22 protein-coding genes and 1 pseudogene are annotated in these 19569 nt (G+C 53.6%); 8 read left to right on the plus strand and 15 right to left on the minus strand.

Annotated elements, in window-relative coordinates:
* Positions 1-159: 159 nt before the first annotated feature.
* From EKN83_RS06435 to EKN83_RS06445, 3 genes are all read right to left on the minus strand, one after another.
* Entirely contained in the window at positions 160-1281 is a 1122-nt protein-coding gene (locus tag EKN83_RS06435; RefSeq protein ID WP_126800525.1) for a cupin domain-containing protein, read from the minus strand.
* 135 nt (positions 1282-1416) lie between these two features.
* Positions 1417-2019, minus strand: coding sequence for an ATP-dependent Clp protease proteolytic subunit (locus tag EKN83_RS06440; RefSeq protein ID WP_008501342.1), 603 nt, complete (start codon positions 2017-2019; stop codon positions 1417-1419).
* Between the two features lie 63 nt (positions 2020-2082).
* Positions 2083-2853, minus strand: a complete 771-nt coding sequence (locus tag EKN83_RS06445) for a DeoR/GlpR family DNA-binding transcription regulator (RefSeq protein ID WP_126800526.1) — start codon at positions 2851-2853, stop codon at positions 2083-2085.
* A gap of 81 nt (positions 2854-2934) precedes the next feature.
* Here EKN83_RS06445 and EKN83_RS06450 point away from each other — a divergent pair, with 81 nt between their 5' ends.
* A complete protein-coding gene (locus EKN83_RS06450; RefSeq protein ID WP_025757407.1) occupies positions 2935-3321 on the plus strand; it encodes a VOC family protein in 387 nt (128 codons plus the stop codon).
* A gap of 33 nt (positions 3322-3354) precedes the next feature.
* On the opposite strand, the gene EKN83_RS06460 is transcribed toward EKN83_RS06450, so the two are convergent.
* Both EKN83_RS06460 and EKN83_RS06465 read right to left on the minus strand, forming a co-directional pair.
* Positions 3355-4749 (minus strand): MFS transporter, encoded by a 1395-nt coding sequence (locus tag EKN83_RS06460; RefSeq protein ID WP_126800528.1) that lies wholly within the window; start codon positions 4747-4749, stop codon positions 3355-3357.
* A 50-nt stretch (positions 4750-4799) separates the two neighbouring features.
* A complete protein-coding gene (locus tag EKN83_RS06465) occupies positions 4800-5888 on the minus strand; it encodes a cellulase family glycosylhydrolase (RefSeq protein WP_045286878.1) in 1089 nt (362 codons plus the stop codon).
* Positions 5889-6073: 185 nt separating this feature from the next.
* Here EKN83_RS06465 and EKN83_RS06470 point away from each other — a divergent pair, with 185 nt between their 5' ends.
* A complete protein-coding gene (locus EKN83_RS06470) occupies positions 6074-7081 on the plus strand; it encodes a LacI family DNA-binding transcriptional regulator (RefSeq protein ID WP_126800529.1) in 1008 nt (335 codons plus the stop codon).
* Here EKN83_RS06470 and fosA read toward each other — a convergent pair.
* Positions 7067-7492 (minus strand): FosA/FosA2 family fosfomycin resistance glutathione transferase, encoded by a 426-nt coding sequence (gene fosA, locus EKN83_RS06475; protein WP_104557333.1) that lies wholly within the window; start codon positions 7490-7492, stop codon positions 7067-7069. The genes EKN83_RS06470 and fosA overlap by 15 nt on opposite strands.
* Before the next feature lie 199 nt (positions 7493-7691).
* On the opposite strand from fosA, the gene trpS reads away from it, so the two are divergent.
* On the plus strand, positions 7692-8696 hold the full coding sequence (gene trpS / locus EKN83_RS06480) for a tryptophan--tRNA ligase (protein WP_126800530.1): 1005 nt from the start codon (positions 7692-7694) through the stop codon (positions 8694-8696).
* Positions 8697-9268: 572 nt separating this feature from the next.
* Here trpS and EKN83_RS06490 read toward each other — a convergent pair.
* From EKN83_RS06490 to EKN83_RS06500, 3 genes are read right to left on the minus strand one after another with little or no spacing between them, the layout of a single operon-like run.
* The gene (locus EKN83_RS06490) at positions 9269-9766 is read right to left on the minus strand and encodes an Hcp family type VI secretion system effector (RefSeq protein ID WP_126800531.1); all 498 of its coding nucleotides are present in this window, start codon (positions 9764-9766) and stop codon (positions 9269-9271) included.
* Between the two features lie 18 nt (positions 9767-9784).
* Positions 9785-10117: a DUF1493 family protein gene (locus EKN83_RS06495; protein WP_104556426.1), complete on the minus strand. Its 333-nt coding sequence runs from the start codon at positions 10115-10117 to the stop codon at positions 9785-9787.
* Positions 10111-10569 carry an STM2901 family protein gene (locus EKN83_RS06500; RefSeq protein WP_126800532.1) on the minus strand — a complete coding sequence of 153 codons (459 nt, stop codon included), beginning with the start codon at positions 10567-10569 and terminating at the stop codon, positions 10111-10113. The genes EKN83_RS06495 and EKN83_RS06500 overlap by 7 nt, the downstream gene beginning before the upstream one ends.
* A 524-nt stretch (positions 10570-11093) precedes the next feature.
* Between EKN83_RS06500 and guaD the strand changes: the two genes are divergently transcribed.
* On the plus strand, positions 11094-12473 hold the full coding sequence (gene guaD, locus EKN83_RS06505) for a guanine deaminase (RefSeq protein WP_260591145.1): 1380 nt from the start codon (positions 11094-11096) through the stop codon (positions 12471-12473).
* 342 nt (positions 12474-12815) lie between these two features.
* Positions 12816-13580 carry a LecA/PA-IL family lectin gene (locus EKN83_RS06510; protein ID WP_126800533.1) on the plus strand — a complete coding sequence of 255 codons (765 nt, stop codon included), beginning with the start codon at positions 12816-12818 and terminating at the stop codon, positions 13578-13580.
* Positions 13581-13678: 98 nt separating this feature from the next.
* Here EKN83_RS06510 and EKN83_RS06515 read toward each other — a convergent pair whose 3' ends face one another.
* From EKN83_RS06515 to EKN83_RS06525, 3 genes are all read right to left on the minus strand, one after another.
* Positions 13679-13942 (minus strand): hypothetical protein, encoded by a 264-nt coding sequence (locus EKN83_RS06515; RefSeq protein ID WP_104556430.1) that lies wholly within the window; start codon positions 13940-13942, stop codon positions 13679-13681.
* Positions 13917-14447, minus strand: a complete 531-nt coding sequence (locus tag EKN83_RS06520) for a DUF2778 domain-containing protein (RefSeq protein ID WP_095441784.1) — start codon at positions 14445-14447, stop codon at positions 13917-13919. The genes EKN83_RS06515 and EKN83_RS06520 overlap by 26 nt, the downstream gene beginning before the upstream one ends.
* A 161-nt stretch (positions 14448-14608) precedes the next feature.
* The gene (locus tag EKN83_RS06525; RefSeq protein ID WP_126800605.1) at positions 14609-15076 is read right to left on the minus strand and encodes a SymE family type I addiction module toxin; all 468 of its coding nucleotides are present in this window, start codon (positions 15074-15076) and stop codon (positions 14609-14611) included.
* A gap of 446 nt (positions 15077-15522) precedes the next feature.
* Between EKN83_RS06525 and EKN83_RS06530 the strand changes: the two genes are divergently transcribed.
* Positions 15523-16536, plus strand: a complete 1014-nt coding sequence (locus tag EKN83_RS06530; RefSeq protein WP_126800534.1) for an HNH endonuclease domain-containing protein — start codon at positions 15523-15525, stop codon at positions 16534-16536.
* A complete protein-coding gene (locus EKN83_RS06535) occupies positions 16536-17120 on the plus strand; it encodes a class I SAM-dependent methyltransferase (protein WP_126800535.1) in 585 nt (194 codons plus the stop codon). The genes EKN83_RS06530 and EKN83_RS06535 overlap by 1 nt, the downstream gene beginning before the upstream one ends.
* Positions 17121-17157: 37 nt before the next feature.
* Here EKN83_RS06535 and EKN83_RS06540 read toward each other — a convergent pair whose 3' ends face one another.
* Positions 17158-17592, minus strand: coding sequence for a hypothetical protein (locus EKN83_RS06540; protein ID WP_126800536.1), 435 nt, complete (start codon positions 17590-17592; stop codon positions 17158-17160).
* Positions 17589-18202: pseudogene (locus tag EKN83_RS06545) on the minus strand (hypothetical protein). The gene EKN83_RS06540 and the pseudogene EKN83_RS06545 overlap by 4 nt, the downstream one beginning before the upstream one ends.
* A 378-nt stretch (positions 18203-18580) precedes the next feature.
* On the opposite strand from EKN83_RS06545, the gene EKN83_RS06550 reads away from it, so the two are divergent.
* Positions 18581-19126 (plus strand): tyrosine-type recombinase/integrase, encoded by a 546-nt coding sequence (locus tag EKN83_RS06550; RefSeq protein ID WP_185857655.1) that lies wholly within the window; start codon positions 18581-18583, stop codon positions 19124-19126.
* On the opposite strand, the gene EKN83_RS06555 is transcribed toward EKN83_RS06550, so the two are convergent.
* A complete protein-coding gene (locus tag EKN83_RS06555) occupies positions 19121-19531 on the minus strand; it encodes a hypothetical protein (protein WP_126800538.1) in 411 nt (136 codons plus the stop codon). The two genes, EKN83_RS06550 and EKN83_RS06555, sit on opposite strands and share 6 nt — an antisense overlap.
* Between the last annotated feature and the right edge of the window lie 38 nt (positions 19532-19569).

Raw genomic sequence — 19569 nt, forward strand, 5'->3', positions numbered from 1 at the left:
GCGCCTCGCCCCGGCCTTACGGAAACGCTTCGGCGATTTACAGCCGGACCAGGGGATCGCTGTAAGTCATTAATTTTACTGAAGCAACGTTCATCGCTTCAGGTAAAAAATTACTGGGGATTCCCCAGCCCACAGGGAGAGGGAGAAAACCGTGCAGCACTACTCGTCGAAGTACCAGTACCCCTGGTTAATCAGCCCGGTGAGCTCCTCGACAAACGCCGGGTTGTTCAGGGCATCCCCCAGTTCAGCCTGGCCGAGTTCGGTGTAGCGGCACAGCGCATCCGCCGCCTTCGCGTCTACCGTCTCCAGTTGTTCGCTGTTGATGAAGAAGCTGCCGTTGATGTTCAGCACACGCAGGCCGCTCAGGCGAGACAGCGTTTCGCCGCCCTGCAGCGCGTCCAGCACCTCTTCCGGCGCGTACGGCGGCTCGGCGGCGGCGATATCCAGCTCGTGGCGCGGCGTCGAAACAAAGCTGCCGAACCATTTTGTGAAATCATCTGGCTTACTGATCATGTCGATCATCATCTGACGAATGCGATCGAGCTCGTACTGCTCCACGCGGCCAGGGTGCTCGCGACAGGTCAGATCCGGATCGCTGTAGTGCTCGCCGCCCAGATCGTTTTCCAGCGCGTAATCGGCGAAACTGCTGATCAGATCGCGACCGTTCGGCCCGCGGAAGCCAACGGAGTAGTTAAGCGCCGTCTCATGGGTAAAGCCGTCGTGCGGGAATCCTGGCGGGATGTAGAGGATATCCCCCGGGGCCAGATCTTCGTCGATGATCGGCTCAAACGGATCGACATGCAGCAGCGCCGGATGCGGGCAGAACTGACGCATCGGCAGCTTGTCACCCACGCGCCAGCGGCGGCTGCCCATCCCCTGAATGATAAACACGTCGTACTGATCGATATGCGGGCCCACGCCGCCGCCCGGCACGGAGAAGGAGATCATCAGGTCATCCAGACGCCAGTCCGGCAGAACGCGGAACGGACGCACCAGCTCCGCCGCGGGCATATGCCAGTGGTTTACCGCCTGCGCCAGCAGCGACCAGCCGGTTTCGCCCAGATCGTCAAAGTGCTCAAACGGACCATTGCTGGCCTGCCATTTGCCGTTGAAACGGCTCACCAGACGGCTATCGACTTCCGGCTCCATCGCCAGCCCTGCCAGCTCGTCCGGGGTAATCGGATCGACAAAATTCGGGAAGGCATTTTTCAGCACTACGGGTTGTTTTTGCCAGTATTTTTCGAGAAATTCCGGCCAGTTCAGGTTCAGTTGATACGCCATGGGTAGCACCAGTGAGAGGGGAAACAGGCGCGATTATAGGCAAGAAGGCAGAGGGGGAACTTGTCATGGGTCAAACGAGGGCGTGTAGGTCGGGTAAGGCGTAGCCGCCACCCGACACATACACGGCGCGAAAACTTAATCCAGCTTCAGCTCGTCATAATGGGTAATCAGTTTGCCCACGATGCCGTAGTCCAGCGCTTCTGCCGGAGACATCCAGAAGTTGCGGTCGGTGTCTTTTTTCACTTTTTCCAGCGGCTGGCCGGTAGCATCCGCGATCAGCTTATTCACGCGATCCAGCATGCGGATGATTTCGCGCGCTTCGATCTCAATATCCGTCGCCTGACCGCGCACGCCGCCCAGCGGCTGGTGGATCATAAAGCGGGTATTGGGCAGCGAGTAGCGGTGCTCTTTTTTCGCCGCCAGGAAGATGGTGATCCCGGCGCTTGCCACCCAGCCGGTGCCGATAACGTGGACTTCCGGGCGGATGAATTTGATAAAGTCGTGGATGGTATCGCCCGCTTCCACGTGACCGCCCTGGCTGTTGATGTACAGCTTGATCGGATCGTTGCTGACGCTTTGCAGCAGGATCATCTGGGTGATCACTTTCTGCGCCAGCTCCTGGTTAATCTCACCGGAGATCACAATCGAACGGGACTCCAGCAGTTTTTGCTGCAGAGCGCCCGCGCCGTTTGACCCTTCCGCTTTATCCTTGTCGCTCTCTTTCAGTGTGTAGTGCATTGTTATGTCCTCAGCATTTAGCGCTCAAAACCAGAGTGTAGCCTGTTTTACCCGTGAAAGTCCTCAGGCGCACACAATGCGAATGTCCTGCGCCGCAAACGCATCGAGAACGCCCTGTTCCATTCCTTCTTCCACCACCAGCACGTCGATATCGCGGCTCGTCGCCACCACATAGCGCGCCACGCCGGGAAGCTTGTTGGCGGTCAGGGCCACGATGGTCTGGTTACTCTGGGCAATCGCGACTTTTTTGAACGCGCAGTCGGCGAAATCAAACCCGGTAAGCCCCATTTCCGGGTCCATCGCGCAGCCGCCGATAAACGCCTGGTCGAAGATAATTCCCTGGATCTGGCTTGCCGCCGTGGCGTCCACCGCGCCGCCGGAGGTTCGCTGGACCTGCCCGCCAGTGACGATCACCTCGCACAGCGGATGTTGCAGCAGCTCCGCGGCAATCGCCGGGGAGTTGGTAACAATCGTAACGCGGAGATCCGCCGGTAGGGCCTTCGCCAGCGCCAGGTTGGTCGTGCCCGCGTCGATAAAAATACAGCCGCCTGGCATAACCAGTGCTGCTGCTTTCTGCGCGATTGTGTTCTTTTCTGCACTTATTTTCTGTTCGCGGCTGAAAAAACTCCCGGCATCCGGCAACTGAAGCACCGCTCCGCCGTAGACCTTTTTACAGATCCCTTCTTTGCTAAGCTCATGTAAATCCCGGCGAATGGTGTGCTCGGACACGTTCATCTGGCTCGCCAGCTCGGTACAGACCACCCTTCCACTCTCCTGAAGGATCTGGCGGATCCGCGCTTGTCGTTGTTCCGGAAAAGCAGCATAATCGAGCATAATAAGTCCCTGGCAAAGTCTAATCGAGTATCAATGCGCATAATGTTGCATAACCGCGCACTACACACAACGAGGGTTATTATGAATATTGCACATGTCGCACTCTGGACCCGCAACCTTGAGGCACAGGTTCAGTTCTGGGAAACGGCGTTTGGCGGCCGCAGTAATGAACGCTACGTCAGTCAAAACCGCCCAGGGTTTGAATCCCATTTCATTACACTGGATGACGGGCCGACCATTGAACTGATGACGCTGCCGGACCTGCCCGGCGCGCCGTCGCACCCGGAGTTTATCGGCTGGGCGCATATCGCCATTAACGTCGGCAGCAGGGCAAAGGTGGACAGCATGGCAGAGCGGGCGCGGGCAAACGGCACGCTGCTCAGCGCCCCGCGCATGACCGGGGACGGGTTCTATGAAGCGGTGATTGCGGACCCGGACGGCAACCGCATTGAGCTGGTCGGAGCATAAAAGCGAAGCCTGATGGCGCTTCGCTTATCAGGTCTACAAGGGCTGGTCCTGTAGGCCGGGTAAGGCGCAGCCGCCACCCGGCGCTTTCGCAGACGCGTTCCGCTCCGCCAGCAGCCGACAAATCTCCGCATGCTTCTCCTCGGTAAAGGTAAAGCGCGACATAAAGCCCATGCGGATCAGCGACCCAATCGCCGGTAACAAACAGATCCCGAAGAACAGACCCGACAGCACGCTCTCACTCTGGAGTTGCGCCTGCGGCACGTAGCCGATCATCGTCAGGAACACACCGATTAACCCGCCGCCCACCGCCACCGACATCTTGCCGGTAAAGGTCTGCCCGGAGAAAGTGATCGCCGCGCAGCGCTTGTGGGTGTGGTACTCCGCGTACTCGATAGTGTCGGCAATCATCGACGAGGTAAGAATGTTGGTCATCATCACGAACAGCGTGCTCAGGCCGAGCAGAATAAACAGCATCGTCACCTGCTGATAGCCGACAAACCACATCACCACGCGCACCGCCACGTCCAGCCCGCAGAGGATCATAAACAGCTTCCGCTTCTGCATCCGGCGCGTCAGCATCGGCGCGACCAGGCACAGCACCGCCGCCACGATCCCCATCACGCCAATCGCCATTTGCAGGCTGCCGTCGCCCAGGTTGTTAATAAAGAAGTAGATGTAGAGCCCACCCGCCACGTTGTGGAACACGCAGAAGAAGAACGACAGCAGGACGATAAACAGCGGCTTGTTCTGGCGCAGGTTGTGGAAGGTGTCGCGGATGGTCACCTTTTCCGGGCTCGGCGGCACGCGCTCTTTGATCTGCATAAAGCCGTTAAGCATCAGCGGCAGGCCCACCAGCATCATCACCAGCGCCGCCATAAAATAGCCTTTATCGTTGCTGTACTGGGCGAAGAACGCCGCCAGCTTCGGGAAGAAGATGTTGGCGCAGGCAATCCCGGCGTTCACCCCGAGCATCGCCGCCGTCACCGCGCGGGTACGCTGCCCGGAGTCGTTGGTCATCACCGACGACATCGACCAGAACGGGATATCGGAGATGGCGTACAGCGTTCCCCACAGGATATACGTCACCCCGGCGTAGAGGATTTTGGTGGTCATGTCCGCTTCGATTTTATAGAACGACAGCAGCGTGACGCCGGTGATCAGCAAAGGGGCGATCAGCAAAAAGTGGCGAAACTTGCCGAACCGGCTGTTAATGGTGTCCATGATGCTGGCAAACAGCGGATCGTGAACCGCGTCCCACGCGCGGGCAATCAGGAAGATGGTACTCGCCGCCAGCGCCGAGATCCCCAGCACGTCGGTGTAAAAATAGTTAATAAACGAACCCACTAAACCAAAGCTAAAACACTGACCTAAACCATAACCAAAATAAGACCACAACTCGCGAGACGGTATTTTCATTGTCATTGCCATTGTTATATGCCTGCCTGGTTGCCCGGCGGTGGACCGCCGGGTCGATATTATTAGTCCTGCGCCTGCGGGGCGATCTTGCGCAGCTGCTGCATCAGGGCGATTTCACGGCGCGAGAACGGAATGCCGTTCTCCTCAAACACGTCGTGGAACCAGAGGCGGCAGTAGTCCGTGGACTCCTTCATCACCACCGGCCACGGCAGCCACGTCTGGGTTTTGCCGCGCACCAGACCCCACTGGTACGGCGCGACCTTCGCCGCGTACATCAGCGGAAGCTGCTCTTCCATCGTGCTGCCCACATGGCGCGCCAGCCATTCGGTGCAGAACAGCGGGCGACCGAGCGCCTGCAGTTGCTGGATAATCGCCGTCATGCGCCCGGTGTGGGTGTAGGCGTGGAAGCTGACCACGTCCGAGAGCGCCAGCGCGGTCTGGTCCAGCGGATGCTGGAAGAACGTCTCGCCCTCCTCTTCCGGCGGCAGACGCCACGCGCAGACGGTGAGCGGCTGGGTCGGATCTTCTTCACGCACCCACTGGAATGCGAGCTTCATAAGCTTATGGGCGCAGGTCTCCAGCTTCGCGTCGTACTGCACTTCCTGCGTGCCGGTCGCGAAAATACCGCGGTTGCCCGGCTCGTTGTAAAGATCCCACAGCAGTACGCGCCTGTCGTCGCGGAACTGGCGGACAACGTCGCGGATATAGCGCTCAATCTGCGGCCAGCAGTCGGGATCGCACACCTTGTCGCGTCCCGGGCTCGCCGCCGCCTGGCTGTTGTGCTTGCCCGGCACGGGCGGCTTTTGCGGGCCGAGGTACGGCTCGTCGCCGGAGAAGCCGCAGTCGTCCATCAGGGTCAGCATGGTGCTGAAGCCGTGGCCGTCGGCAATCGTCAAAAAGCGGTCGATGCGCGCCATCAGCCCGTCGCGGTCGTGCTCCCAGACGATAAACGGCAGGTTGATGCGCAGGGTGTTGTAGCCCGCGTCCGCCGCCCAGCCGAGCTCGCGGTCAATGGTTGCGGCATCGAATGTCTCTGCCTGCCAGATATCCGTCCAGTTCACCGCCGTCGACGGCAGATAGTTAAACCCGCACAGCCAGCCTTTTTGCTGATACCACGCCTGTGCCTGCTCCCTGCTCCACTGCTCTTTCATTACGCGTCCTCTTACTGATAATATTTAGCTAATAAATATTAGCTGCGGGATAAATGCGCAAATCACGGCGATAAGAAAAGCGACGCCCCTCACAAAGTTCACGCTTTGATGAATGAGAAACGTGATCGACGGCGCTAAAGCGTGCGGTTAGGGTATGATGCGAATTCGCGAAAGGGAGAGGACGGATGAAGCGAAAAACGAAAGTGACGATGAACGATATTGCGCGGGCGGCAGGGGTGTCGCAGGCGACGGTATCGCTGGTGCTTAACCAGTCCCGCAACATCAAGCTCAGCGACGACACCCGCCAGCGGGTGATTAATGTCGCTACCGAACTCGGCTACGACCGCCTCCCCGCCGTACACGCCCCGCGCAACCAGGAAGAGATCGCCCTGCTGGTCAGTTCCATGCAGAGCTTCGACCCGTTTATCGACGCCATCAGCCAGGCGCGGGAAGCGGCGTGGCGCAACGAGACGTTGCTCACCGTCTACGACTACGGCGACGACATCGAGCTGGCGCTGAACATCATCCGCCAGCTGGAGAAGCGCAACTGCATCGGGATTGTTCTCGCCTCCCCGGTCACCACGCTGGTGGACATGACGGCGTTTCAGGATTGCACCCGTATCCCGCTGGTGCTGCTCAACCAGCGCGACCCCGGCTCGCCGCTGCTGCCGTCGTTTATCCCGGACGACTACGCCAACGCCTTCCAGGTGACTAAACACCTCATCGCCTGCGGGGCGACACGCATCGCCCACATCACCGGGGAGAGCTGGATGGAAGCCTCGCGCCAGCGTCTGGCGGGCTACCAGGCGGCGCTACAGCAGGCCGGACTCGCGTGCGACGACGACCTGGTGCGCCAGACCAACTGGCAGTTCAGCGAGTCCTTTACCGCGACAGCGTCACTGCTGGAACTGGACGAGCGCCCGGATGCTATCTTCTGCGCCAGCGACTGGCTGGCGATTGGCTGCTATCAGGCGCTGGCGGTGAACGGCGTGCGCATCCCAGAGGACATGCTGCTGGCGGGCTACGACGATCAGAAGATCTCCGAGCAGCTCACCCCGCCGCTGACCAGTATCCAGCTGCCCTACAGCGAGCTGGGACGGCTGGCGGTGGAGTACCTGTGTAATCAGGAAGATGCCGCCACGCACGTGACGCTGGCGGGCAGGCTGAAGGTGCGCGCCTCAAGCCCCGTCTGAGGTAAACACCATGCCCGCGTAGGGCTTCTCGCGACACGCCGCCAGCCGCGCGGCGAGGCTGCCCACGTGCAGCTCCAGCTTGTGCCCGTCCGGGTCGAGAAAATAGAACGACGCCCCCTCGCTTTTATTCTGCTTCCAGACGGTGACGCCCGCCTGCTCCAGCCTGTGCGAGAACGGTTCAAAATCCGCTTCCGCCACGGTAAACGCGTAGTGGGTGTAGTCGCTCTCCTGCGGCGGCACGTACTGGCGCGCCTCATCGTACGACAGGCAGACCCACAGATCGCCGCAGGTGAGATAGGCCCCGGTATTCCAGCGGGCGTGCAGGGTCAGACCCAGCAGCTCGTGCCAGAAGGTGACGCTTTTTTGCAGGTCGCTGACCGCGAGGGTCAGATGGTTGAGAGATTGCAGCATGACGTGCCCTTTTGTTTTTCGCGCCGGACGTGGTACGGTAAAGAGATGAACATAAACCACGCCGTGCTCACCGTAAACCGCTGGTGGCTGCCTTCTTAAAGGCGGCACGGAGTAGTTTTTCCCATTTTCAGATAGCCGCCGAAAGGCGGCTTTCTCACATCTAAGACCCCTTTCGGCAACTGCACATTAAGGAGTCTTTATGAACAAGCAAACCATCCTCACCGGCGACCGCCCAACCGGCCCGCTGCACCTCGGCCATTTCGTCGGTTCGCTGCGCCAGCGCGTGGCGCTCCAGCAGACGCACAACCAGTTTGTGCTGATTGCCGACCTGCAGGGGCTGACCGACAACGGCAGCAACCCGCAGAAGATCCGCGACAACATCCCCGAAGTGCTGGCCGACTACCTCGCCGCCGGCATCGACCCGAACCTGACCACCATCTGCCTGCAGTCCGCCCTGCCCGCCCTCGCCGAGCTGACGATGCTGTATATGAACATCGTCACCGTCGCCCGCGTGGAGCGTAACCCGACGGTGAAAAACGAGATTGCGCAGAAAGGCTTCGCCCGCTCGCTGCCGGTCGGGTTTATGGCCTACCCCATCAGCCAGGCGGCGGACATCACCGCGTTTAAGGCCGAGTGCGTGCCCGTCGGCGACGACCAGCTGCCGATGATTGAGCAGACCAACGAGATTGTGCACAAGATGAACAGCCTGCTGCCCGCCCCGGTGCTGCGCCACTGTAAGGCGATGCTGAGCGACACCAGCCGCCTGCCCGGCATCGACGGCAGCGCCAAGATGTCGAAATCACTGGGCAACACGCTGCACCTTTCGGCCAGCGAAGAGACCATTCATCATGCGGTGAGTGCGATGTACACCGACCCGAACCACCTGAAAGTGAGCGACCCGGGGCAAATTGAGGGGAACGTGGTGTTTACCTACCTCGACGCGTTTCATCCGGACAAGAAGAAAGTGGCGGCGATGAAGGCGCACTATCAGGCGGGCGGGCTGGGCGACCGGGCGTGCAAGAACGAGCTGGAGGGGTGCCTGCAGGAGCTGATTGCGCCGATGCGGGAGCGGAGGGCGATGTATATGCGTGACAGGGGCGAGCTGATGGCGATGCTGAAGCGCGGGACCGAACGGGCGCAGGGGGTGACGCAGGAGACGTTGCGGGAGGTGAAGGTGGGGCTGGGGGTGCCGGTGTTTAGTTAAAGTCGATTTAGCGGTGGAGTGCGTGGAATTAGCATGAAGCCGCTAACTTGATTATTGCGGAAATAAGCGAGGAGCAAAAATTCTTAAATGCATTATTAGTCATCGTCGTTTGTCATTCTGTTAAGAGCGCTATATTCATAGACTCTTTATTTTTCAACCGTCTCGGCAAATGCTATGAGCAAGTTTATCATTTACATGTTAAATATATTATTTTGTGGTTATGTACTGGCTACATGCCTCATTTGTTTGATAAGTTTTGATAACTGTGAGGATCGCACAATCGCAATAATGCTCATATTGGGTAGTGCATAGCTTATAGCGACATTACTTAATCGGGTACTGCCTCATAAGTTACATATTTTAGGGGGGATAGCTCAACGAGTAGAAAGTCCGCTATTAGTGATTGGCGCAATTGTGCGTCTGAATGTATTTGAACCCTGGCCAATCAAGATTAATGGGATGTTTGCGTGGGTTATTTTTATGATGTTTAGGCCATCATATACGAAAAGAGATTAGTAATGATAATCCCTGCCCGCGCATACGAAACGCTGGCAGGCAAGTTCAATATAACGTTAAGCAGCAAAGCCAGAGGTTGGACGTTCATTCCACGCATCATGCGCTAACAAGTTACCGTCCTTATACAAATGGGTAATCTTCTCATAATTAAACGCCACTTCCTCCATATGCCCCGTCCCCGGACAGCCTCGGGTGTCGTACATGACTGGACTCAAAGAAATGACCTTAACGTTCTCGAGCGTGATTCGGTAATACTCCTCCTCTTGCCCGGAATAGTTACTATGGTAAAACCTGAATTCTGCCGTTTTAAGGGTCTGACCTGTTGCTGCCGCTTTGAACAGATAGGGCGAAGAGCTGTCCAGTTCCTTGGTAAACTGAAACGGCGAGTGTTGGCGAGTGCCGGTGACCTTTCCCGTTGCCGAATCGGTTGGCAGGCTGAGGTTATGCTGTAATCCTCTTAGCTCAATGCTTCCTTCCCTTTGTGCAACGTCACAAGAACCACAAATCATTGTGCCGCCGTCATTGGTTAAAAAGAGATGTACAGGTACGGCCATTCTATTGCTCCTTGCGTTTTAGTCGTATAACCATTTGCCCGCTTTTGCGGATTCGATAAGCATTCCAATGGTGAAATCGGGAACCATCACCACTGGGTATTTTTTGAATGGATTCCATGAAAAAGGCTCATCAGGGTAGTAGGTGTTTATGCTAAAATTCCCTCTATCAACATCAAATTCTTTAAAAAATTCTTCCATTAAATCTTCTGCTTCAGTGACATCAAGCTGCATGTCAGTATCCAAATCAGTTTTTGCATTCAGTAATTTCTGCTTCGCTTCGTTATTCATCAGATAAACGCCGTTATAGCGTCTGGCTAAGGCGTAGATGCGCTGCTCAATATCCTCTACCATAGTTTGTCACTGCCCCGCGCGATTCGATTATAATCACGTATTGCAGCATAGGTGATTAATGATACGTCAGCGACTAATATCACCATGCCAACTAATGGAATCGTTCTTCCGATAAAGGTACTGATTTGTGAAACCATCCTACAGCGTACAGTCCATGGCGAGTACCCGCCAATCCATGTCGGGAGTTTGATGCCATACGGGAACTTTGCTTGTTTAAAATAACGCCTCATGGCTTTCGAGGCTCGAGACGTACCTTCTTTAGCTCCCGCGGGTTTCTTTCTGGTCTTCTGATTATTAGCACCGCTGTATAGCGCAGTAATTCCAGCGACATCGTCAATGCCAAAATGATCGGCAATTGATTCGCAGTAAATCATAAAGAAAAGGCCGCCAGCTGTGAGGTTTGTTCTACCAGCATAAAAATACGTTCCATTTAGTTCTTCGGTTGTGTCCATTCTTCCTCCGATGATTGCTCCAGGAAGAGATAATAAAAGCTGATAAAAATATATTTTGAGAGGCATTTCTTATTTTAAATAAAAATATAAAACATTCATCTGAACACAACTATTCGTAGCTATTATTCATATTTATTATATTATACACAAAAAAAGGACTGTGGTGCCGGGTGCCTCCCGGTGAGCAAAGCCCGCCTAATGACGTTAACCCATAAATTATGCCCCACCGCACAGGGGGATTCACCACAATAAAAAGTATATGAAAAAGGGAACGATAAAAAAGCGGTTCAATGAGTCGATAACGCATCGGTTATTGAACTACTTTGCCAAATAAGCGCCAGCAACTTCCGTTTATCATTTCAGCCTACCTTTATTATCCCCGCAAATACCGCAATAAGTGCCATTTTATTTACCCATCAATGAGTTGATGTATTTTGGTTTTATGCCAGGCTTTTTGAGCGAATAATAATGCATGACTTTGGAGTAATTTCCCTTTCAGCGTGATGATGAATAAGGACGACGATATGAACACCCTACACGCATTTCCCTGGCAGCAGGTTGTCAGCGCTCAGGGCTACACCGCGGAATCAAAGGACCGTGTGTCCCACTTTAGCGACACGCTGTTCTGTATCGATGGCAGCGGCACCATTGTCGATATTATACAGGGTGACAATAGCGCGTTCAGGCCCGTGCGGGATGCGGCCCGTAAGGCAGGTAAGCTTACCGAGCTCTCTTCAGACCAGTATCTGCTGCCGGGGCTGATCGATCTGCATGTCCACGCTCCGCAGTGGCCGCAGATGGGCAAGGCTCTGGATAAGCCGCTGGAAGAGTGGCTGAATGACTATACGTTCCCGCTGGAGGCTAAGTTCGCCGACATCGCCTTTGCCCGCCGCCACTACACGGAACTGGTCAATGCGCTGCTGGCGAACGGCACCACCACCGCCGTCTACTTCGCTACCCTGCACACGGAAAGCAGCGTGGAGCTGGCCCGCATCTGTCTGGAGCAGGGTCAACGGGCACTGATTGGCCGGGTGGCGATGGACGATCCCTCCCAGTGCCCTGACTACTACCGGGACGAAAGCGCGGCGACGGCCCTTGCCGAAACCCGCGAGTTTATTCGTGCCGTTGCATCGCTTCCCGGCAACACGGTAAAACGCGTGCTCCCGGTCATCACTCCACGGTTTATTCCGTCCTGTACGGATGCTCTGCTGGAAGGTCTTGGAGAGATTGCCACGGAGACGGGCTGCCACGTGCAGACCCACTGTTCGGAAAGCGACTGGGAACACGCTTACGTTAAACAGCGTTTAGGTAAAACGGATACCACGGCGCTGCGGGACTTCGGCCTGCTGACCAGAAAGACCGTACTCGCGCATTCAAACCATATCGAAGATGACGATGCTGACCTAATTAAGGAAACCGGGGCGGGCGTCGCGCACTGCCCTCTGTCCAACTTCTACTTTGCCAATGCAGTCTTCCCCCTGCGCGTTATGCTGGACCGCGGACTTAACGTCGGCTTAGGCACCGATATTGCGGGCGGCCACAGCCCTTCGGTATTTGATGCCTGCCGCCATGCCATGACCGCCAGTAAAGCCCTGAATGACGGCGTCGATGCCCGTATCGCCGCGGAACAGCGCGGCAGACCTGGCTCGGCGGTCAGCTTCCGGGAAGCGTTCTGGCTGGCGACCGGGGGTGCGGGAGAGGTGCTTGACCTGCGCGTGGGCAAACTGGCGGTCGGCTACCAGTTCGATGCCATTGTGATCGATACCCGAGCCGCCGGCAGCGACATTTATATTGATACGGCCGAGGACACACCGGAAGACCGGTTGCAGAAAATTATCTATAACGCCAGACGCAATAATATCAGCCGCGTCTGGGTAGACGGCAGAGCCGTCAATATCCAATAGTCCGTCCACATAATAACCCCGCCCCTGAGAAAACACCTGTATTTTCTCAGGGGAATTACATCAGCTTTAATAATTACTCATTTATGAAAGAACCGTTTTTTGCCAACGCGAATTAACTCAGATTTATCTTAAAAGGATAATACACAAACCCAGGCCTGAACGGTTTTTAGCAAAATAACGTCCATCAATCCGTGATTTTTATATTTGCCGTCCCCGATAACCAACTCTACTCTGTCTACGTCACACGGTTGCATGCCGTTGATATCAGATGCCTATGATGACGCAGGGAATTATTAAGCCCTGCTGAAATACAATACACTGACATCCGAAGGGAGATAGAACATGTCTACAAAAAGCGCATGGTCTGGCGCAATTGATTCAACAAAAGAACAGGGTATTAATACCGGTCTGAAGGTCAACCAAGGCGATAAGATCACCATTATCGCTACGGGCCTGATCAAATATGGCAAGGAAGAATTTGCATGGGCTTACCCGGGCGGTAATATTGGTAAGAACGGGCAAAAAAAGGATATTGCCATTCTCAAGGCGCGTTTTAGCGAGTCCGGGAAAAGCTACGATATCGGTACCGGCGTATATCAACTGGACGCACCGGAAAGCGGTGAACTGAGATTATTCATTAGCGACTCGTCCCACAGCGATAATACCGGTTCATTCCATGCGGATGTTTATCTGGGGAGTGATGAAGAACACGCGACACAAGACCCCGTTCAGTGGAAAGGCCACATTCCTGCAACCAGCAGTGAATGGGTGAAGACCGGGATCACCGTTCGCCAGGGCGACAGCATTCTGCTGGTTGCCGCGGGTCAGGCCCAGTATGACAGCCGCGGGCGCACCTTCGGACCGGATGGCGACAGCCAGCATCCTTCCGCTAAGGCGCCTGACCCGTCGTTTGTTCTGCCGGGAGCCATTGCAGGCGCGCTGTTGATTAAAATTGGCGATCAAATCTATTCCGTCGGTTCCGGCGGCAAGCCGTTGAAAGCCCAGACGGAGGGCGAAATCGCCTTTATTTTTAACGACACCAACAAGGCATCGGAATACGCCAATAACACGGGCGGTTATGACGTGAATTTGATCGTGACGCGCTAAAGTGATGCAGGGTGAAAATGAATGCAGATTCACTTCACCCTGCTGGGAAGATGCTCATGAATCGATGAAAGAATGATAGAAAAATTCAGTGAACTATCTCATGCCCGTTTCAGGCTGCATATCTTTCGGATGACGAACATCAGTAGTGCGGTAACGACGACCATCATCCCACCCAACACCCACAGGAATGAGGGGTCAGCTTCACCATCAGCAAACCCCAGACCGGTGCGATTTAAAAAATCATTGCTGGCTTGAGATAAGTAATCGAGCCAGCCTCCCAGGGGGAACAGGACGATAAAGAAGGAGGCAACAAGGCATGCCAGGCCAATCAGGATATTATTTTTTAACTTTGCATGAAGCATAATCAGCCCTTCCTGTCACATCAATACGTCCGTATGCCATCAACCCTTTACCACCAGGAACACGAATCTTCTTACGTGCAAGTAAAGATTGTCTGACCAGTTGGAAATCAGGGATATTATAGAACGTTATGCATCCCCACGATTCTCCCTCACCATTCGGCCTCAACGGATGAAGTCGAAATGAACCTCTGTCGACCCCATTCACAAATACGTTATCGGCCATGGTTGAAGCATTAAACAAGCCGAACCATTCAGAATGATTGGTACCGTTCTTGAAGTCTTTTACAAAACGCTCGACCCGATTAGCAATACTGCCTTCCGGCGCATCAACGATCCAGTACGTACCCACAGGTAATGCTGCATTCCTGATAAAGGCGCACTCAGCAATATTGGTTACGGGTTCTATCCCTGAAAAAACGGGAAACGTCCCAACGCCATAAACGTGTAGTTTCAGCCTTCTTCCATCGATGGAGACATCGTTGTAATCCATCCTACAAATCTGCATAGCAATCCTCCCTGTCGCTTTGCGGAGAATGTTACATCCGATTTATTGGGTGCACCAGCAGAGTTAGATAATTCATAAAAAAACAAAAAAATACGGACATGTGTATTCACGTCCGTATTAACTCATCCTTTTACAGGATTAATGAAAGGAGATTTTAGATATTATTCCGCCCGACCAGTTCCGCGCTTCACCACAGGTATATCTCCCGTATCATTCAACGCCCCCGGAAACGTCTTCAGCCACTGGGCGACTTTTTGTTTATTGATATTCACCACGCTCATACCTTCCAGGCATCCCCATAATTCTCTTGTATGCTGTGGGGTGATCACAATGCAGTCTTTCATAGCGCGGATTTTAACCGGCATGCCGTTGATAAAGCCGGCACGGGTTAACCAGTCGCCGCCCAGCAGAAGATATTTCATGTCTATGCGCGCGTACAGTTCGCAGCAGGCGGCGCTGTCTTGCGGCGTTTCCGCGCGAGGATGAATGGGTGCCGCGTTGGGCGGGTTGCCGTGCAGACGGCGGGCGCTGTTTTTGCGTACCAGCTCTCGGTTTTCAATCATGCCGGTGAAAGCGACTGATTCTGTTTTGCAAACAGTAAACTCTGGCTTAAAATTCATCGCAGCCATTTTCAACTCCTCAGTAGTTGTTGTGGTTAGCGGTATGGGGGTGTTGCAGCACCTTCATATCGCGAATTCCTCGTTAAATATTCTTCGATATATCCTTTGCCGTTCGGCGTAATTTCTGGTGCTCATTATACAGGGCTGAATATAAATACAGCGGTTTGGTGTAGGGGAAATTTGGAATTTGCGAGGGGGATTCAGGAAATAAGCTTTTAATTCGAAAAATGACAACGCTTCGGCTGGAAACCCGTTCAACTCACCTCTTCCAGATATCTGTTCATTTGTAAACCTGCGCTAATGCCGTATCGGTTGCTCCGATAACTTCCTCTCTGACCTCTCAAAAATTCATCAAACCTATAGATTAACGATTTACATCACCCTGATTTTGTTATGTGATCCTGTTACAGGCTTTAGTAACGCCCTGCCCAGCCAACCGTAACAGGACTTCATCGATGGAATTTTATCAGGCCGATCCGACGCTTGAGAACTACTGGCGTGGTGTGATCCTCTTTGGAAGGAACGTCGCATCTTACAAATTTGCGCTGGCGTCAGCCTTGTATGAAGTGGATAAGACGGGTAGCGATTTGATTACGCTCGACCAGCTTGCTGTGCCGTTCAGCCGCTATCTTTGCGAACATCTGAAGCATGCGCCAAAGCAGATCACCTCCCGCAGCAGTCAATTTCTGGAAACCTGCCTGAAGTTCAACAGGGGTGAAATCACCCACGCTCAGCTCATTGAAGCGACGGTGCGCCTTGGCTTTAACAACGTGATTGATGCCTTTCATTACGTGAACCAGGGCGAGATCGATAAACGTTTTTTCCTTGATGAGCGCAAAACCAACAACGGGATCCGCCTGACGGATAACTTCTTTTTACTGGGCGAACGCTTGCAGTATAAAAACCTCGCCTTTGAAACCAATGCCCGCTGGAACCTGGTGGAACAGGCATGGTCGATGGGGATTTCACGTAATCTTGTAGGCGTGGAGTTCGACGAAGATAATCAGCTGTTGTTCACGAAGGTGAACGCGCGTCGCGTAGACATCACCAGCTGCCGCGACAGCCTGAATGGTTACCAGAAAGGACGATGCTTTTACTGCTTTAAACCCATCAGCCTGGTACCGGGAGACGCTGAACTGGCAGACGTCGACCACTTTATTCCCTGGGCTGCCCGCCATGAAGTGAGCAATATTAACGGCGTATGGAACTTAGTGCTGGCCTGTCGATGTTGTAACCGTGGCGTTGAAGGCAAGTCTGCACGCATTCCCGAGCTGAGGCTCCTGCAGCGGTTACACACCCGCAATGAGTATTTTATTCAGAGCAAACTGCCGTTAAATGAGACGATTGTTCTACAGACAGGGCAACGTCCCGAAGCACGGAGAAGCTTTCTTCAGCGTAACTGGCAGGCCGCGCTGGACAAGCTTATCCATACCTGGAAACCCAACGCGGAAGGCGAGGCAACGTTTTAATGACACTTCACTACTACCAGAACCACGCACAGGATTTCTTCGATGGCACGGTCAATGTCGATATGACCTCTCTATACGAGGCCTTCACCCAACACCTGCCTAACGGTGCTCGTGTTCTGGATGCGGGCTGCGGTTCAGGCCGGGACGCAAAAGCCTTTCATGAGATGGGGTATCAGGTGGATGCTTTTGATGCCTCTTCCGCGATGGTGGAGCTGGCACGAGAACATACCGGGTTGCCCGTGCAGCTGATGACGTTTTCAGAGATCGACTGTAAAGCGCATTACGATGGGATCTGGTGTTGTGCCTCTTTGCTGCATGTCCCCTCTTCTGAGTTGCCTACGGTGATGCAGAAGCTTGCGGATGCTCTTAAGCCTGGCGGCGTATGGTATGTGTCCTTTAAGTATGGGAACGGTGAGCGTGTGCAGGGTGAAAGGCGGTTTACGGATCTGGATGAAGAGGGGTTGCAGATGTTGCTAAAGGCGGTTCCGGGGATGGAGATCGCTTCGTTGTGGGCGACTCAGGATAACCGCCCGGACAGAGATGAGAGATGGCTGAATGGGATACTACGAAAAAGCGCCGCTTGATCATCAGGCGGTGCTAATCGACACGGAGTAAGTGAGTTCAGTAATTTATCACTTTGGTCAGCTCAACTTCACCCGTCGCGGCGTTGAAGTACAGATAGAAAATGTCCCCTTTTACCTGATCGGGTTTTGACCAGATCTCCTTTTCCCCCAGGCGGCGCTTTTCCTCTGTGTATCCCAGCGTTTCGAGATACGCACGCAACGGTGCTGCACCAGTGGCCCCTTTAAAAAAGATGCTATTTGAAGGGGCATAGCCATCTCCGGGATGCGCCTCGAAATAGTAGTCATCCGTTACACGCGGGGCGTTTTCAATATCCTTGTCAGTCAGCGTGTGGTAGTGGAAAAAGTCATTTTCTGTGTAAACCGTTGTTCCATCCGAACCCGATGCCACGAGCCAGACAAACAGCCATCCGAGGATAAAGACGGTGACAACCGAGAGTGTGCACCACTTCAGGGCTTTTAAAAGGATTGTCATAGTTTAGCTCCCATGAATGAGAGCGATGTCCCATCGTTTGTAATGACCTTCACGACTCCGGATGCGAAATCGTCCCACGGCCTGAGCCACGGTTTTTATGGGAACCGATAGCGCCATAGTAATCCCAGCGGCGAACGGCTGATTTATAGATCACAGGCTTGAGACGATAGCCGTACCTACCAGGAATTATTGCACGATAGAACTCGAACAGGCCAGACACCAAATCCTCACCGCTAAAGCCGCTGTCCGTATACCAGGAGAATGATCGCAGGCTTTGCAGACCTTCGAATCTGGATGCGGTGTTCATCATCATCGCCAGCATGATTCTGTTAATGTCTTCGGTGCTCCGGCCACGCTTAATTTCCCAGTGAGAGAACTTCCCGACGCCGAGCCGCGATTTGAATTTTAAGACGCCCATATCTTGCCGATACATGACGGAATAAGATGGCTTACCGCTGCGCTCTCCCTCAACGAATTGACGTTTGAGCATTGCCACGTCATTGCCACGGGCATGTCCCATATCAAGCCAGCCCAACGCCTCGGTGTAGACTATCCCTCTGTCAAGAACGTCAAAGAGTGCCCCATCCTTTATCTCTCTTCTGGTGCTCATGCTTACATCTCCATATGCAGTCTAACTGGCTATGTTATAGACGATTTTTTTGGCCGTCCAGACAACAGTTAAAGGTAGTGTGATGTTCCGCTATTGCCGCTGTTCTTCGTACAGAGTTGAGGATTTGGCAATGTTCAAACACATGTTTATAAATGCCAACATTATGATTTTGTTGGAGATATTTCAAAATCATGCAGATTTCGATCTGGGTGTGCCTGATCTTCGCGTTCAGCAGTGGACACAACCGCGCCATTTACCACACATAACGAAGTTCGATTTTTGATCATTTACATTGCAACTTACTGAAATTGATCATATTGTTTATTTAATAAGTTTAGATATGTGACCTTGCATGAGGGTAAATTGAACAGAGCAGTCGTGTTAGACGAACAGCAAGCCAAAGCGATTAGGGAGTGGCTAAACGCTCATAACAAGAGCCTAATAGCTGACGTTACGTTAATGATGCAAGCCGCCGTACTGCGTGTGGGGGATGCCGTCGCGTTACGCTTTGACGAAGTGATCAACGGTGAGATAGACATAGAAGAACAGAAGACAGGGAAGCGTAAAGCCCTCACCCTTCCGGCTCCAGTGGTGCAGATGATAGCTCGTCGCCGTGCTGAGTATCCGCATGATGTGCATGTGTTCAGAAGCCAGCGTAACCGCTCGATGAACAAGCAAGCACCAGTACGACGCGAAGAAGTGAGCAAGCAAATCGCAGAAGCCGCAAAAGCTATCGGCATTCATGGCACTGTATCGGCTCACAGTTTCCGTAAAGCTGGCGGGAATGCCATCTACAAGCGTTCAGCAAACAACATCGCTTTAGCTATGACCGTGCTTAATCACAGCAACATCACTGACACCAGGCGCTATCTGGATTTAGACAAGCAAGCCGTTAGCCGGATTATCAATGAAATGGATTTATGAGAATCGAACACTCAATTTGCAGACACTACAGTACCAAGCGTTTTGACCCCTCGTGACAGCAAACTGTTGCATGTGTCTTTTGATTTTGCCTGTTTCATAACAATGAGGACAAAATGGAACTTCATCTCCAGCTTTCCAATAAACATTATCCTTGAAGATAAATGTCGATTTATCTTTCAGCTGATCTTCAAGCTGCTTATTTTTCTGTTCCGCGTCGAAAAGTAGAGTTTGTGTTGTTACCGCTTCAATCTTGGCGTTAGCAAGTTCGACCATTAGATTGGCTAACTCAAGTTTGAGCGTAGCCTTGTCCAGTTCATCACTGTTATTTGCCAGCTTCTGAGTGATGCTTACTGCTTTATCAAGAATCCCTATAGCTGCCACCGTGCTTGATAATACTCCTGCCATACTGACTAACCTCCTATTATTAAAAATTCATACGGAAT

Source organism: Enterobacter sp. WCHEn090032, assembly GCF_003986875.1.
GTDB classification, from domain to species: domain Bacteria; phylum Pseudomonadota; class Gammaproteobacteria; order Enterobacterales; family Enterobacteriaceae; genus Enterobacter; species Enterobacter sichuanensis.